Source organism: Eubacterium sp. AB3007 (assembly GCF_000688015.1).
Classification (GTDB): Bacteria; Bacillota; Clostridia; order Peptostreptococcales; family Anaerovoracaceae; genus Aminicella.
In genome coordinates this window covers 853,970-869,475 of the sequence record NZ_JIAD01000001.1, presented here as the reverse complement: position 1 = coordinate 869,475, position 15,506 = coordinate 853,970, and the positions used below count along the sequence as shown (strand labels likewise).

The 15,506-nt window shown below is 54.1% G+C and carries 13 protein-coding genes and 1 tRNA gene; 12 read left to right on the top strand and 2 right to left on the bottom strand.

What is annotated here, in order from left to right; genetic code table 11:
• Window positions 1-74: 74 nt before the first annotated feature.
• On the bottom strand, window positions 75-773 hold the full coding sequence (locus P156_RS0104370) for a response regulator (RefSeq protein ID WP_027869088.1): 699 nt from the start codon (window positions 771-773) through the stop codon (window positions 75-77).
• Window positions 757-2,268, bottom strand: coding sequence for an ATP-binding protein (locus P156_RS0104365; protein ID WP_034802213.1), 1,512 nt, complete (start codon window positions 2,266-2,268; stop codon window positions 757-759). Before P156_RS0104365 ends, P156_RS0104370 begins: the two co-directional genes overlap by 17 nt.
• A gap of 143 nt (window positions 2,269-2,411) precedes the next feature.
• On the opposite strand from P156_RS0104365, the gene P156_RS0104360 reads away from it, so the two are divergent.
• From P156_RS0104360 to P156_RS0104300, 12 genes are all read left to right on the top strand, one after another.
• Entirely contained in the window at window positions 2,412-3,710 is a 1,299-nt protein-coding gene (locus tag P156_RS0104360) for a thymidine phosphorylase (RefSeq protein ID WP_242838696.1), read from the top strand.
• An 8-nt stretch (window positions 3,711-3,718) separates the two neighbouring features.
• Window positions 3,719-4,348, top strand: coding sequence for a lactate utilization protein (locus tag P156_RS0104355; protein ID WP_027869085.1), 630 nt, complete (start codon window positions 3,719-3,721; stop codon window positions 4,346-4,348).
• 86 nt (window positions 4,349-4,434) lie between these two features.
• Window positions 4,435-4,510: transfer RNA gene (locus tag P156_RS0104350), tRNA-Ala, on the top strand.
• 123 nt (window positions 4,511-4,633) lie between these two features.
• Window positions 4,634-4,870: a hypothetical protein gene (locus P156_RS0104345; RefSeq protein ID WP_027869084.1), complete on the top strand. Its 237-nt coding sequence runs from the start codon at window positions 4,634-4,636 to the stop codon at window positions 4,868-4,870.
• Between the two features lie 493 nt (window positions 4,871-5,363).
• Complete coding sequence (locus P156_RS0104340; protein ID WP_027869083.1) at window positions 5,364-6,116, top strand: VUT family protein; 753 nt, start codon at window positions 5,364-5,366, stop codon at window positions 6,114-6,116.
• A gap of 1 nt (window position 6,117) precedes the next feature.
• Entirely contained in the window at window positions 6,118-6,765 is a 648-nt protein-coding gene (locus P156_RS0104335; protein WP_027869082.1) for an SDR family NAD(P)-dependent oxidoreductase, read from the top strand.
• 29 nt (window positions 6,766-6,794) lie between these two features.
• A complete protein-coding gene (locus P156_RS0104330; protein WP_027869081.1) occupies window positions 6,795-7,271 on the top strand; it encodes a pyridoxamine 5'-phosphate oxidase family protein in 477 nt (158 codons plus the stop codon).
• 113 nt (window positions 7,272-7,384) lie between these two features.
• Window positions 7,385-8,062, top strand: a complete 678-nt coding sequence (locus P156_RS0104325) for a response regulator transcription factor (RefSeq protein WP_027869080.1) — start codon at window positions 7,385-7,387, stop codon at window positions 8,060-8,062.
• Window positions 8,055-9,395, top strand: a complete 1,341-nt coding sequence (locus P156_RS0104320; protein ID WP_027869079.1) for an ATP-binding protein — start codon at window positions 8,055-8,057, stop codon at window positions 9,393-9,395. Before P156_RS0104325 ends, P156_RS0104320 begins: the two co-directional genes overlap by 8 nt.
• An 18-nt stretch (window positions 9,396-9,413) precedes the next feature.
• Window positions 9,414-11,174 carry a Na/Pi cotransporter family protein gene (locus P156_RS11530; RefSeq protein WP_034802876.1) on the top strand — a complete coding sequence of 587 codons (1,761 nt, stop codon included), beginning with the start codon at window positions 9,414-9,416 and terminating at the stop codon, window positions 11,172-11,174.
• Window positions 11,175-11,592: 418 nt separating this feature from the next.
• Complete coding sequence (locus P156_RS0104305; RefSeq protein ID WP_027869078.1) at window positions 11,593-13,011, top strand: alpha-isopropylmalate synthase regulatory domain-containing protein; 1,419 nt, start codon at window positions 11,593-11,595, stop codon at window positions 13,009-13,011.
• A complete protein-coding gene (locus P156_RS0104300) occupies window positions 13,008-15,491 on the top strand; it encodes an AMP-binding protein (protein WP_027869077.1) in 2,484 nt (827 codons plus the stop codon). Before P156_RS0104305 ends, P156_RS0104300 begins: the two co-directional genes overlap by 4 nt.
• The last annotated feature ends 15 nt before the right edge of the window (window positions 15,492-15,506 follow it).

Below are 15,506 nucleotides of genomic sequence, written 5' to 3'. Positions count from 1 at the left end.
GGGATGTGAGAAATCTACAGACCATGTGAGAATTCTGTGAGAAAAAGAGCTGCATCATGCAGCTCTTCGGTTTCCTATTCATGTAACAGACGGTAGCCCACACCTATCTCCGTGACGATATATTCCGGCTTCCCAGGGTTTTTCTCGATCTTTCGTCTGAGTCCGGCCATGAGCGCGCGCAGCGCCTGGGTGTCCTGTCCATAGCCTGCGCCCCACAGTTCCTCGATGATGGCACCGGTGGTCAGTACTTTGCCGATATTCCGAAACAGGAAGTACAGGAGTTTGTATTCCATGGGGGTCATGTGCAGTTCCTTGCCGTCCAGGTAGACCAGGCGTTTGGCGGTATCCAGGGAAAGACCTCTGACGGAGTAGATCTCCGTCGTTTCTGCTGTGGTCTGGGCGTGTAGGTGCCGACAGGCGACCCGGATACGGGCCAACAATTCCGATGTGGAGAAAGGCTTTGTGAGATAGTCATCTGCGCCAAGATCCAGGGCAGCGACCTTGTCTGTCTCTCGATCACGCGCAGACACCACGATGATGGGGATCTGAGAATGTTCCCGTACTCGCCGGATGATCTCCATTCCGTCGATGTCCGGCAGGCCCAGGTCCAGGATTATGATGGAAGGGTTCTCCGTGCGCTGCAATTCCAGCGCATCCCGGCCATTTTTTGCGGTGAGATAGGCCAGCGATTCGTTGGACAAAGCATATCCGATGAAGCTTCGGATCTGTTCATCGTCTTCTACGACCAGGATCTTATCAGTGTTCTGAGCCATTTTTGTCCTCCATTGGTATAGTAAAGTAGAATTCTGCACCGGGTCCATCGGTGCTGTTACGCGCCTGGATCTTTCCGCCGTGCGCTGTCACGATTGTCTCACAGATGGCAAGCCCCAGCCCGAAATTTCGTTGTGGACCAATCTGTTGGCGACTGGCAGTGTAGAAGGGCTGGAAGATATGAGGGAGATCTTGCATGGAGATCCCCGCGCCGCGATCTCGCACTGAGACAATGATGGCTTCGTCGGAAGAGGCATGAGCGACCTTCAGGGTCACAGGTGTGCCACCGGAGTGCTTGATGGCGTTTTCCAGAAGGTTGATGATGACCTGCTCGATGAGCTTGGCATCCATGGGCGCCATCAGGATCTCCTCCGGAAGATCCACCTCGATCTCTTGGTTGGGCCAATGCTGTTCTACGTGGCCCACGGCACCGCCTACGATCTCCTCTACAGCTTCCCATTCCTTCTTCAACCGGACATTGCTGTCCTGGAGCCGGGTAAGGTTCAGGATGTTCTCGACCAGGGAATGGAGCCATTCAGCGTCTGTACGGATCTCTCCAGCCAGGTGGTAGGGCTTTCCGGTTGGATCCAGCATCCCTGCCAGAATCTCAGACGTCCCAATGATCCCGGCAAGAGGGGTGCGTATATCGTGAGAGATGGACCGAAGCAGGTTGGCTCGGTATCGCTCTCGGGAAGCCTCCTCTCTGGATTGGATCCGTTGCTCGGCTACTCGGAATCGGTCCAGGGCGAGGGCGATGCTGTCGATCATGGAGTGGAGAAGTCGGAGACGGGCAGCGTCCATCTCCCTTGCCTCCTCCTGTGGAATGCGGAGTATACCCAGAGGATCATCTCCTCCGTAAAGGGGCCAATCGTAGAACTCCTCTCCCTCAGAGGGGTTTCCTGTCATGTGTTTCAGCCGATACAGGATGGACTTGGGATCTTCCGTTTCGCGACGGAGTTGGGATTTCCCTTCGTCCTTTGACAGGTACACATAGGTCGGCTCCGGCTGGCCACGATCATCCAGGCAGAGGCAACCACAACTACAGGCAAGGCCTTCGTGGATCGCCTGTAGAGCGATCGAGACGATATCCTCTCTACTGGATGCATCCGAAAGCCGGTTGGTGAGCATGTAGAGGGAGGTGGCCTCGTTCTCCCGTTCCTGTGCCAGCCTGGCCTTCTGTCTGGATCGGGTCGTCAGGGTGCTGACCACGATGGATGTCATGGCCAGGGCCAGGAAGGTGACATAGTAGTTAGGATCATTGACGGTGAAGGTGAACCGTGGCGCCGCAAAGAAATAGTTGAAGAGGAAGGTGGCGGCAACGGATGCTGCCAGACCGAGAAAAAGGCTGCTCGATCTCCATACCGCAAGAAGGACTGATAGCAGGTAGACAAAAGCGATACTGGTGTCCGGGAATCCCAGTAAATCAAACAGATATCCTATGGCTGAGGCGATGACCAACGCCAGGATCGTGCTCAAAATGCGTCGAATAATATCCATTGTATTTGCCTCCTTATCCAGATTTATTAAAATTTAATTCTATACGCAATGTTTTCTTTTGTCAACATTTCCATGTTTGTCAGCGGAATCATTATCTGCTATACTTAAATCACAATATAGGAATCGAGGGATGCGCAATGGATATGCAACAGATCATCATCAAGAAGAGAGATGGCGGCAAGCTCAGCCAGGAAGAGCTTGCCTACTTTGTGAAGGGATATGTGGATGGCAAGATCCCGGATTACCAGGTCTCAGCTCTGCTGATGGCTATCTGCTTCCAGGGATTGGATCGACAGGAGACGGTGCAACTGACAGAATTGATGCGCTATTCCGGGGATACGGTGGATCTGTCAGAGATTCCGGGTATCAAGGTGGATAAGCACTCAACAGGAGGAGTGGGAGACAAGACCACTCTGATCGTAGGCCCCATCGCCGCGGCATGCGGAGTACCCATTGCCAAGATGAGCGGACGAGGGCTGGGTTTCACGGGCGGAACGGTGGACAAGCTTGCTTCCATTCCAGGATTTCAGACCACACTGGAGCCGGCTGCCTTTCTGCACCAGGTGAGGGACACCGGCATTGCTGTGATCGGCCAGTCCGGTCATATCACTCCGGCCGACAAGAAACTTTATGCCCTTCGGGATGTGACGGGGACTGTAGAGAATCGTAGTCTCATCGCCTCTTCCATCATGAGCAAGAAACTGGCGGCCGGCAGTGATGCCATTGTGCTGGACGTCAAGTGCGGGAAAGGGGCTTTCATGGCCAATCTCCGTTCTGCCAGAGAACTATCCAAAATGATGGTCGATATTGGAACGGATGCGGGGCGTAAGACGGTGGCGGTGATCACCGACATGAACCAGCCTCTGGGGCAAGCCGTGGGGAACCGTCTGGAAGTACGGGAGGCCATGGACGTGCTCCGAGGAGAAGGACCTGGAGATATTAGGATGCTCAGCCTGATCATCGCAGGGGCCATGATCTATCTGGGAAAGAAGGCTGGGAGCATGGAAGAGGGCGAGCTGATGGCAGAGAGATTGTTGGAGAGTGGTGCCGCCTGGGAGAAGTTCTGTGCTTTCATACAGGCACAAGGGGGGGCCCCTTCGGTTCTGAAGAACCCAGAGAGACTGACGTTGTCCCCTGTTGTGAAGGAGATCGTTGCAGAGGAGGAAGGCTTTGTGCGGGAGATCGACGCGCAGGTGATCGGCCTCGCGTCACAGCATGCGGGCGCAGGGCGGGTGACCGTAGAGGACGAGATCGATCCGGGAGCCGGCGTATTATTGAATAAGAAGGTTGGACGGAAGGTGAGCCGCGGCGAGCTCCTCGCAACCGTGTTCAGCAACAGCGAGAAGAAGGCGAAGGCGGCCGCCGCTGAAGCGAAGAGCGCATTTTCCATCGGAGAGAAGAGAAGGCGTGCTCCCATGCTTATCAGAGAGATCATTGAATAGGAGGAACCATGAACGAGAATATCAGAAAGAGAAACGAACTGTTGGCAGGGAAGGTGATCAAGGGACTTGCCTCCCGCAACATGACCGGATATTATGCAGCCGACAAGGAGGAGGCTCGGAGCATCGCGTTGGGGCTCATCGCTGAGGGGAGCACCGTCACGATGGGCGGGGGCATGAGTGTCCACGAGATCGGCCTGGTGAAGGCGCTGAAGAAGGGAGAGTACAATTTCATTGATCGGGATGAGATCGAAGATAAAAGAGCTGCCATGCTGGCTGCCTACGATGCGGATGTGTTTCTGGCCAGTGCCAACGCTATGACAGAGGACGGTATTCTCGTGAACATCGATGGTAACGCCAACCGGGTATCTGCCATCGCCCAGGGTCCCAGAAAGGTGGTGTTTATCGCAGGATTGAACAAGGTATGCAGCGATGTGGACGGTGCCATGAAACGGGCGCGCAATGTGGCTGCTCCCATCAATGCCCAGCGATTTGGACTGTCGACACCCTGTGCCAAGACAGGAGCTTGTGCGGACTGCAAGTCGCCGGATACCATCTGTTGCCAGTTCTTGATCACCAGGTATTCCAAGCATGCGGATCGAATCCATGTAATTCTGGTCAATGACAGCCTGGGGTTCTAGTAGCCAGAGGGATTATGAGGAAATTATCCTCTTTCAAAAACAGGCATTGACAACGCAGCTATTTTCCAGTACAATGGTTGTGTTGTGGGGCGTTGGCGCAGCTGGGAGCGCGTTTGACTGGCAGTCAAGAGGTCACGAGTTCGATCCTCGTACGCTCCACCATATAGGCGTTGGAATACAGTATTCCAACGCTTTTTCTTTTTTGCGTGCCGAGGGATGGATTAATTTTGAACTATGTGTTAATATTTATTCATAAGTTGATCACACATTTTATGGAGGTCAGAAATGAGAGAAAAAGGAATCAGGTATAACAAGTTACTGTGGATTGCCGTGGTTCTTTCGGTGGTGGATATCATCGTGGCAGGCATTGGGTTTCTCACAGAGGGTCCCGTGGCGGATAAAATCTTCTTCGTTACAGTAATCATAATGCTTGTCATCTGGGCTGGAATGGGGCTCTCTGTCTGGCTGTACGGCATTTATGACATGAGGCGAACCAGAAAAGAGAGCAAGAAAATTGATTAGCGAAGAGTTTTCCGTTGCTTTGTGCATTCGACATCATGTGACGGAAAACAAAAGCCCATAAAAGGGGGGGCGAAGGTGATTCACGGTCCTTTGGTGGCAAATTAGTCCCTGTAATGCCGCTGAGTCCCGGCGTGGCTGTAAGTATATTCCATATATGGGATGAAATCGAGAAACAGAGAGATATAATAAGCATGTTTTCTCCGTCAAAAGTTTAGCCGGGGATATCTGACGGAAAAGAGGGGTCCGTGGCGTGCGGCGGGTCGGGCAAGACGCTGACTGCGTCCGGCAGCGGATCCAGGTCCCTGGCGTGCGGCGGGCAGGAGGAGCTGGACTCGCTAGCCGGCCGAATTCCACCGGAGGCAGGACTCATCTTGTCATCGAAACACGGGTGTGTTATAATAAATTGATTATGCCATTCGGCAGCGTAACGATCCAAGCAGTTCGGGTCCGATATCCTGCTTGTAAAATATCAAAACCAAAGGAGTACAATTTAATGAATCTTATTAAACGTGAGCTGGTGGATTATCGCATTCTATTGCGGAATATCCCGGGTCTTGTTCTTTGTCTGTTTGTCGTGAGCGTGATCATGATGAACCTGCTGGCGAACAAGGAATTCATCTCATTCAAGTATCTGGCACTGGATTGTGGATTTCCCCTCAGTTGGGTGAGTTTTCTGTGCATGGACATGATCTGCAAGCGGTTCGGCGCCAAGGCCGCCGCCAAGGTCTCTATTCTGGCCATGACCATCAATCTGGGGGCCTGTCTGGTTTTCTGGCTGATGTCTCTCAGCCCGGGCATGTGGGGAGAGTTCTATGCAAGCGGTTCTCAGTCGGTGAACGACGCGCTGAACAACACCATCGGCGGTAGCTGGTATGTGGTACTGGGAAGCAGCACGGCCATGGTCTGTGCGGCCATTACCAACTCTTTCATCAACCACACTGTCGCTAGCCACATGACCTCTGACGGATTTGGCGCTTTTGCGGCCAGATCCTATGTCTCCACCGCCATCGGGCAGTTCGTGGACAATTTCGTGTTTGCGATCATCGTGTCCCTGAATTTCTTCGGGTGGACCTGGACGCAGGTGATCATGTGCTCCCTGACAGGGGCGATCATGGAACTACTGTGCGAGGTGATCTTCAGCCCCGTTGGATATAGAGTCAGCAAGGACTGGGAGCGCGAGAAGGTGGGAGAACAGTACATCAGGCACAGAGCGGAAGCAAAGGCTTTGTGCAGAGAGGTCGCATAAGATGCTCGTGCTGATCACAGGCACATCCGGAGGCATCGGAAGAGCGGCGGCAGAGTTTTTTCTGGCGAAAGGGCATCTGGTGCATGGGATGGATATTGCAGACAGCGACCTCAGACACGAGGGTTACGTGCACCACATCGCAGATGTGACGGATCCGGACACTTGGCCGGTGCTTGCCCCAGAGGTGCTGGTGAACTGCGCTGGGGTGCAGAATTCCGGGAATGACATCGAGGTAAACCTGAAGGGAGTTATTCAGGTAACAGAGCGGTATGCGCTGGAGAACGACAGGATCCGGTCGGTGGTAAACGTAGGCTCTGCCAGTGCCCACACTGGCTCCGAGTTTCCGGAGTACGCAGCCAGCAAGGGTGGAATTGCTACCTATACGCGGAACGTGGCGATTCGGTTGGCGCCCCGGGCGATCTGCAACAGTGTGGATCCCGGTGGTGTGATGACTGAACTCAACCGGCATGTCATGGACGATCCTGCGCTTTGGGAACAGATCATGGAACTGACGCCTCTTAAGCGCTGGGCGAGCCCGGAGGAGATCGCTGAGTGGATCTGGTTTGTGGCAGTGCGGAACCGTTTCATGACAGGGCAGAACCTGCTGATCGATGGCGGGGAAGCCGGGGATTTTCATTTCGTTTGGTGAGACTGATCCTTGACAGGAAGGAGAATAAGATGTTCAGAGAATTGAGACGGAAGAAACAGGCATTGCCGGAAGAGGCGTGTATCGAGCTCCTGAAGAACGAGCGTCGTGGCGCTCTGGCGGTCCACGGGGAGGAAGGCTACCCTTATGTGGTGCCGGTGAACTTCTATTACGATGAGGAGGACGGCAAACTGTATTTCCATGGGGCCAAGGCTGGTCATCGTTTGGATGCCATCAGGGAAAACAACAAAATCAGTTTCACCACCTGGGACAAGGGCTATATAGAGGAAGGCGACTGGGCGTACTACGTGAAGAGCGTGGTCATCCGTGGCCGGGCAGAACTGGTGGAGGATGAAAAGATCCAAAGAGCTCAGCTGTATAAACTGGGCATGAAGTACTATCCCACAGAGGAGATGGTTTTGGATACCATTCGCAGTTCCGGGAACCGGGCAGTGATGCTGGTCGTGACCATTGATCATATGAGTGGAAAACTGGTGCATGAGGAATAACAGGGGGCCAATATATATGAGCTGCTGCAGCGGCTCTTTTTTACGTAGTCTTTACATTTCCATCCAATAGGATTTGACATTTCTGTGGCATACTATAGTTGGAGGAAACGAGAATGATCTACTGTGTAGAAGATGACAACAGCATACGGGATCTGATGATCTACGCGCTGAACGCAGCGGATATGGAGGCAGAGGGTTTTCCGGAAGGTGGCACATTCTGGATGGCAATGAAGCAAGAACTTCCGGATCTGATCATCCTGGATATCATGCTTCCGGGGGAGGACGGAATCTCCATCCTGAAAAGACTGAAGGCCTCTCCTGTCACGGTGAGTATCCCTGTGATCCTTGCTACAGCGAGAGGTACAGAGTACGACAAGGTGGTAGGATTGGATCTGGGAGCGGATGATTATCTCACAAAGCCCTTTGGGATGATGGAGATGATCGCCAGGATCAAGGCAGTCCTTCGCCGAAGCAGGAGGACCGGCAACAGAACTGTGCTGCAGGCAGGGCCGGTGGTGATAGATACCGGCCGGCATACAGTAAGTGTGCATGGGCGTCATGTTGCACTGACACTGAAGGAATACGATCTGCTCCACATGCTGATCAGAGATCCGGAGCGGGTTTTTTCCAGAGAGCAGATCATGCAGTCCGTATGGGGAGAGGACTTTCTGGGGGAGACCCGGACAGTAGACGTGCATATCGGAACTCTGCGTACCAAGCTTGGAGAGGCTGGCAGCATGATCAAGACGGTGCGCGGTGTCGGATACAAGATGGAGAATGCCTATGAGTGACCGCATATTCCGATCGATCATGGCTGTAGCGATGATCGTGCTCATGGCGTCACTGGTGTTCATTCTGCTGGCCATGACCGATTACTTCTTTGGCAACCAAAGCAAACAGCTGCGGATCGAGTTGGATCTGGCTGCCCGGGGAGTGGAACTCAGCGGAGTCAAATACTTCGAAAGGCTGGATGTGAAGGACTATCGCATCACCTTGATTTCCCGGGATGGGACAGTACTCTATGATAACGAGGCGGAGACCGCCGTCATGGAAAACCACCTGGCTCGTCAGGAGGTGAAGGATGCTCTGGAGAAGGGATATGGAGAGAGTAGCCGGTATTCCAGCACTCTGGCCATGAAACAGCGCTATGTAGCCAGGAGACTGCAGGATGGCTCTGTGCTTCGCCTTTCCTGTGCCCAGCCCACGATGTGGGCATTGCTTCTGGGATTCGCCCAGCCGATCTGCTTTGTGATCCTGTTGGCCCTGATCCTGTCCCTGTTGCTTGCTTTGCGCCTCTCGGGCCGCATTGGAAAGAGCATCAACCTCATCGACCCAGACCATCCTGAGGCATACATTGGGAAGGAAGAATATAAAGAAATCGAGCCGCTTCTGCGGAGGATGGACGCGCAGCAGGTGCAGATCCGCCATGACCAGGAGGAACTGCAGAAGACAGCGCAACTGCGGCAGGAGTTTACCGCCAACGTTTCCCATGAATTGAAGACACCCCTCCATGCCATCTCTGGCTATGCGGAGATCCTGGAGGCGGGGCTGGTCCGGGACGAGGACGTACGTCCCTTTGCCGGAAAGATTCGGGAGGAATCCCTGCGATTGACCAGACTGGTAGAAGATATCATGGACGTGACGGAATTGGATGAAGGCGCGGAGAACATGAGCTGGGAGAGCGTGGATCTCTACAGGGTCGCGGAGAATGTGATCGACTCACTGCAGAGCCAGGCAGAGGGGGCCGGGGTGGCGCTGCTTCTGAAGGGGTCGTCGGTGCGGATTTTCGGGATCCCGCAGGTGCTCCACAGCATGCTGTACAACCTCTGCGACAATGCCATCAAGTACAACCGACGGGGTGGCAGAGTGGAAGTCACTGTGACGGGGGACGACACAGAAGTCCTTCTGCAGGTGAGGGATACGGGCATCGGTATTCCGGCGCAGGAACGTGACGCGATCTTTGAAAGGTTCTATCGTGTGGACAAGAGCCATTCCAAATCGGTGGGAGGAACTGGTCTGGGTCTGGCGATTGTCAAACACGGGGCGATGATCCACCACGCCAGGGTGGAAGTGGATTCGGCACCGGGGGAAGGGACGGACTTCCGACTCCGGTTTGCGAAATAGAATTGAAAGGATATTGTTATGGAAACGTCAAACTACATCTCATTGTTAGGCGGTGTCGCCATGTTTCTCTTTGGCATGTCGGTGATGGGCGATTCGCTTAAGAAAGTAGCCGGCAGCAAAATGGAGATGATCCTGTATAAGCTATCCGGGAACACCATCAAGGGAATTCTGCTTGGGACAGGGGTCACGGCAGTGATCCAGTCCTCCTCGGCAACATCGGTCATGGTAGTTGGCTTTGTCAACTCTGGAATGATGAAAGTGAAGCAGGCCATCGGTGTCGTGCTCGGTGCCATCCTGGGTACCAGTATCACCGGTTGGATCCTGTGTCTCAACAGCCTTGGCGGTGCCAGTGCCAGCATTGCCAAATATCTCAGCACGGAGATCCTGACCGGGGTTGTAGCTCTTTTCGGCATCATTCTCTGGATGTTCGCCAAAAAACAGTCCCATAAGAACATTGGAGGGATCATGCTGGGATTCGCAGTGCTGATGTATGGCATGAGCATGATGTCCGGCTCTATCGAACCCTTACGAGAGGACGAAAGATTTATCCACTTGTTGATGAATTTCTCCAACCCTGTTCTGGGGGTCCTTGCAGGCCTTGCTATCACGGCAGTGATCCAGAGTGCCAGTGCAGCCGTTGGTATATTACAGGCACTGGCCATGACAGGGGCCATTGAGTTCGAAGTCGCGTTTCCAATAATAATGGGAATCGGTATCGGCGCTTCCGTGCCGGTGATGCTCAGTGCGCTGGGGGCCAGCACCAACGGTAAGCGAACAGCCTTTGTATACCTGGTCATTGACATTTTGGGAGCGGTGATCTGCGGCATCCTGTTCTATACCGCAAACGCCATCATCGGGTTCACTTTCATGGACATGACCATGACGATGGTGCTGGTGGCGCTGACCAATTCTCTGTATCGACTGGCCGTAGTGATCCTGCTCACCCCGTGCATCGGCATGCTGGAGAAGATCGTCTGCAGGCTCTTCCCTGAAGGAGAGGAAGCTGCCGCCGAGCAGGCAGACATGGACCGACTGGAATCTCGTTTTCTGGACCATCCGGCGCTGGCAATCGAGCAGAGTCGAGAGGTGATCTCTTCGATGGCGCACAAAGCACTGGAGAGTGTGGAAGGTGCGATCCACGTGAGGCGTGCCTACAACAGAGAGCAGGTGCAGAGGGTATTTGAACTGGAGAGCAAGTTGGACCGCTACGAGGATAAGCTGGGGGCCTACCTGTTCAAGATCACTTCAAATGAATTGGCAGGTGCTCAGACCCGGGAGGTCAACGAGTATCTGCGTGTGTTATCCGATTTTGAGAGGATCTCGGATCATGCAAGAAACGTGGGCGAGGTGGCCGAGGAGATCGAACAGAAGAAACTGCACTTCTCTGAATCGGCGGAGAAGGAGCTGCGAATGCTTGAGTCGGCAGTGAACGAGATCACCCAGATCACTATCCGGGCGTTTGTTGAAAAAGATCTGGAGCTGGCACTTCATGTGGAACCGTTGGAGCAGGTCATCGATGACCTCTGCGACGAAGTGAAGGCGCGTCACATTGAGAGAGTGGGAAGGCAAGCGTGTACCCTGGATAATGGATTTGTGTTCAACGACCTTCTGACGGACTACGAGCGTATCTCCGATCACTGTAGTAACGTGGCCGAAGGTGTGCTGGACTCCAAGGAAGAAGAACTGTTGTCCCACGAATACCATAAGCAGATCAAGGATAAGCAGAGTACAGCATTTCGGGGGATGCTCGAAGAGTATAGAGAGCGATTTGCCGTATAATGTGTCAAAAAGAACCGTCCCCATTGACACATTTTTTGGAAAATCCCATTGACAAAGTCGGCGGAACGTGTTTTAATAACAATCAATGTACATACTCATTAAATGCGATGACGGAGATATGCCGTGACAGACGCTTACAGAGAGCCGGCGGGTGGTGCGAGCCGGTAACGGAGGTCACAACAGGCAGTCTGCCTCCCGAGCAGGTCCTGCGAACGCCGTGCGGCAAGTAGTGGTACCCGGCTGGCCCCGTGACAGGCTATGGGCTTAGAGGAGCCCGAGAGATGCTTCTCCCGGTATAGGATCGAGGAGAGGAATCAGGGTGGTACCGCGGAATGAATTTCGTCCCTGAAACTGCTATGCGTGGTTTCAGGGTTTTTTTATACCCCGATGAAACCAGAAAGGAAAAGGAGTTGAAGAAATGATGAGGAACATTTTTCTCAGTGATGTCACGATGAAACAGCCCGTGGATGCAGGTGGATTTCCCTTGTCCTTCCGGGAGAAGCTGGAACTGGCCAAGCAGCTGGACAGGGTAGGTGTACAGGTGATCGAGACGACCCCGATCGTAAATCGCCGCACAGACAGTCTTCTGGTGAAATCGCTGGCCACCGCCATCCGTGACAGCGTGCTGGCATTGCCTTTGTCCCTCACCGAGGAGGATACAGTAGAGACGACCTGGAGTGCCCTTAAGGGAGCCGTCAAGCCAAGGCTGCAGGTGGCGGTACCGGTGAGCACCGTTCAGATGGAATATATATGTCGGATGAAACCTGCGGCAGTCATTGAGAAGATCAGTTCCCTGGTGCGGGAAGCAAAAGCCGTTTGCAGCGAGGTGGAGTTTGTGGCAGAGGATGCCGGACGGAGTGAGCCTGAGTTCCTGAAGCAGGCCGTGGACACCGCTGTGGAAGCAGGCGTTGACATCGTCACTCTGTGCGATACGGCCGGGAATCTGCTGCCGGAGGAATTCCATACTACTATCAAGGCAGCCAGAGCGGCATTGCCGGAGCAGGTACGACTGGGCGTTATGATCTCCAACGAGCTGTCTCTGGCACACGCTTGTGCCGTCTCCGCCATTCTGGCCGGCGCTGACGAGGTGAAGACCGCAGCCTGTGGTGATTTCACCGCGCTGCTGGAGGATCTGGTATCCATCCTGAAGGTGCGAGGAAGCGAGTACGGGGTAGCCTGCGATGTGAAGGACACCGAGCTGCGCAGGACCGTAGGACAGATCCGTCGCATGTGCGAGACAGAGAGAGGGACAGGGTCCACGTACGATTCTGAGATCCACGATGATTCCGGTGCCGTCCTCACCATCCACGATGACATGACTGCGGTCATGAAGGTAGTGGCGGAAATCGGCTACGACCTGAGTGAAGAAGATTCCGTCAAGGTGTACGAGGCTTTCACCAGAATTGCTTCCAAGAAGGACTCTGTTGGCATCAAAGAACTGGATGCCATCGTGGCCTCTGCGGCGCTGCAGGTTCCACCAACTTATAAGGTCCAGAGCTATGTGATCAACTCTGGTAACAAGATCATGGCTACCAGCCACATGCGCGTAGAGAAAGATGGACAGATCCTCGATGGTCTGGCAGCAGGAGACGGTCCTGTGGACGCATCCTTCCTGGCCATCGAGAAGATCGTAGGTTGCCATTACGAGCTGGACGATTTCCAGATCCAGGCGGTCACAGAGGGGAGAGAGGCCATGGGAGAGACCGTGGTTCGACTCCGGAGTGCCAACGGCAAAGTCTATTCCGGGAGGGGGATCTCCACCGATATCATCGGATCCTCTATCCGCGCTTATATCAGTGCGGTGAACAAAATCGTCTATGAGGAGGGTAGAGAATGAAACTTTCTTTTTCAACAAGGGGCTGGCCAGAATTGAGCTGGTCGGAGATAATAAACGATGCAGCGATCATGGGGTTCGATGGCGTGGAGATCTACCACGTTTCTGAAGCACAGGATCTGACAGACCGTGGAGGTCCCTTCCATACCTATGCGGTACAGTCCACCTATAGAGAATTGCGGGAGAAGGGGCTGACCATCGCCTGCTTTGACAGCTCCATAGACATCGCCTGTGCAGGGGAGGCAGACATGGAGGTTTTGCGCGCACAGATGCGTCTGGCGGCAGATCTCCGTGCTCCCTATGTGGCAGTGTGGGCGTCTGGGGAAGACGCGGAAAGCGCTGAGGGGACGCTGGCCGCACTGATTCCACTGGCAGAGGAACTGGGGGTCACCGTCCTGATCAAGACCTGCGGCATGTACGCTTCCACAGAACGGCTGCGTGATCTGTTGGACAGATTTGCCTGCGATCAGATCGCTGTTCTCTGGGATGTCCACCATCCCTATCGTGACTGCGGGGAGAGTCCCGCACAGACCATCACCAATCTGGGCGCTTACGTCAAACACGTACACATGCGGGATAGTTTTGGGCCGGATGCGTTCGAACTGATCGGAGAGGGCGACTTCCCGGTGGGAGAGGTTATGGATGCGCTGGAAAGCGTGGACTATGCAGGCTTTGTGTCGCTGGAATGGAAGCCTCAGTGGCTCCCTGAACTGACGGACAGAGAGATCATCCTGCCGCATTTTGTCAACTTTATGCAGCAGTTCCGGCGGTCCCGTTCCAGACAGAATGGCCTGTACTACAATCACGATGGTACAGGGAGATATATATGGAAGAAGGACGAACTGATCGATCTGACCTTCCCCCAGGTGCTGGACGCCCTGGCCAGGGAGTTCCCGGATCAGTACTGCTTCAAATATACGACGTTGAATTATACTAGGACGTATGAACAGTTCCGGGAGGACGTGGACCGGTTCGCCAGAGCGCTGGTGTCCATGGGAGTACGCCCCGGCTACAAAGTCACCGTGTGGTGCACCAACATACCGGCCTGGTACATCGCTTTCTGGGCTTGCTGCCGTATCGGTGCCGTGCTGGTGACCATGAACACTTCCTACAAGATCCACGAGGCGGAGTATCTGCTTCGGCAGTCCGATACCCACACCCTGATCATGATCGACCGGGTGCTGGATAGTGACTACGCGCAGATCATCAACGAGCTCTGCCCGGAGATCGCAGGGAGCAAACCGGGAGCACCGCTGCACTGCAAGCGTCTGCCCTTCCTGCGCAACGTGATCACCTGTGGGTTCCGGCAGGATGGCTGCCTGACCTTTGAGGAGACTATGGAAAGGGCGGAGATGGTTCCCAAGGAGGAAACCGCCAGACTGGCCGCTCAGGTACAGCCGGACGATGTCTGTAACATGCAGTACACCTCTGGCACCACCGGGTTCCCCAAGGGTGTCATGCTCACCCATTACAACGTGGTGAACAACGGCAAGTGCATCGGGGACAGAATGGGACTGTCCACGGCAGACAGGATGATGATCCAGGTGCCGATGTTCCACTGCTTCGGTATGGTGCTCTCCATGACCAGCTCCGTCACTCATGGGGCGACCATGTGTCCCATGCCCTACTTCTCGGCCAAGTCATCCTTGGCCTGCATCAACCAGGAGAAGATCACCTGCTTCAATGGCGTGCCTACCATGTTCATCGCCATGTTCAACCATCCGAACTACCGGAAAACGGACTTTTCCTATATGCGTACAGGCATCATGGCTGGAGCGGGATGCCCGCCAGAGCTGATGAAACGGGCGGCACAGCCGGATGAGATGAACATGACCGGCATCGTCAGTGTTTACGGACAGACAGAGACCGCTCCTGGCAACACCATGTCAGCCTGGACAGACCCGCTGGACGTACGGACAGAAACCGTGGGCTACGACTTTCCTCATGTACGCTGCAAGATCATCGATCCGGAAACAGGGGAGGAGGTCCCTGCCGGCGTAAACGGAGAATTCTGTGCCAAGGGCTACAACCAGATGAAGGGTTACTACAAGATGCCTGAAGCGACAAGAGAGACCATTGATGCGGATGGATGGCTCCATTCCGGAGACCTGGCTTGTAAGGACGAGAACGGCAACTACAGGATTACCGGTCGTCTGAAGGATATGATCATCCGTGGTGGCGAGAATCTTTACCCAAAGGAGATCGAGGAGTTTATCTACACACATCCTTCTGTTCAAGATGTACAGGTAATCGGTGTGCCTGATAAGAAATACGGAGAAGAGGCCATGGCCTGCATCATTCTGAAAGAAGGAGAATCTGTTGTAGAGAAAGAAATGCACGATTTCATTGCCGGAAGGCTTGCAAGACACAAAGTTCCGCGGTATATTAAATTCGTGGACTCTTTTCCGATGAATGCGGCGGGGAAGGTCCTGAAGTACAAGATGCGTGAGGACGCAGCGAAAGAACTGGGACTAGAGATCTGACGATAGGAGACAAGC

What these genes read in the sequence shown, in the direction of transcription:
- P156_RS0104370 (WP_027869088.1), bottom strand. Translation starts at nt 773, where the DNA reads ATGGCTCAGAACACTGATAAGATCCTGGTCGTAGAAGACGATGAACAG.
- P156_RS0104365 (WP_034802213.1), bottom strand. Translation starts at nt 2,268, where the DNA reads ATGGATATTATTCGACGCATTTTGAGCACGATCCTGGCGTTGGTCATC.
- P156_RS0104360 (WP_242838696.1), top strand. Translation starts at nt 2,412, where the DNA reads ATGCAACAGATCATCATCAAGAAGAGAGATGGCGGCAAGCTCAGCCAG.
- P156_RS0104355 (WP_027869085.1), top strand. Translation starts at nt 3,719, where the DNA reads ATGAACGAGAATATCAGAAAGAGAAACGAACTGTTGGCAGGGAAGGTG.
- P156_RS0104345 (WP_027869084.1), top strand. Translation starts at nt 4,634, where the DNA reads ATGAGAGAAAAAGGAATCAGGTATAACAAGTTACTGTGGATTGCCGTG.
- P156_RS0104340 (WP_027869083.1), top strand. Translation starts at nt 5,364, where the DNA reads ATGAATCTTATTAAACGTGAGCTGGTGGATTATCGCATTCTATTGCGG.
- P156_RS0104335 (WP_027869082.1), top strand. Translation starts at nt 6,118, where the DNA reads ATGCTCGTGCTGATCACAGGCACATCCGGAGGCATCGGAAGAGCGGCG.
- P156_RS0104330 (WP_027869081.1), top strand. Translation starts at nt 6,795, where the DNA reads ATGTTCAGAGAATTGAGACGGAAGAAACAGGCATTGCCGGAAGAGGCG.
- P156_RS0104325 (WP_027869080.1), top strand. Translation starts at nt 7,385, where the DNA reads ATGATCTACTGTGTAGAAGATGACAACAGCATACGGGATCTGATGATC.
- P156_RS0104320 (WP_027869079.1), top strand. Translation starts at nt 8,055, where the DNA reads ATGAGTGACCGCATATTCCGATCGATCATGGCTGTAGCGATGATCGTG.
- P156_RS11530 (WP_034802876.1), top strand. Translation starts at nt 9,414, where the DNA reads ATGGAAACGTCAAACTACATCTCATTGTTAGGCGGTGTCGCCATGTTT.
- P156_RS0104305 (WP_027869078.1), top strand. Translation starts at nt 11,593, where the DNA reads ATGATGAGGAACATTTTTCTCAGTGATGTCACGATGAAACAGCCCGTG.
- P156_RS0104300 (WP_027869077.1), top strand. Translation starts at nt 13,008, where the DNA reads ATGAAACTTTCTTTTTCAACAAGGGGCTGGCCAGAATTGAGCTGGTCG.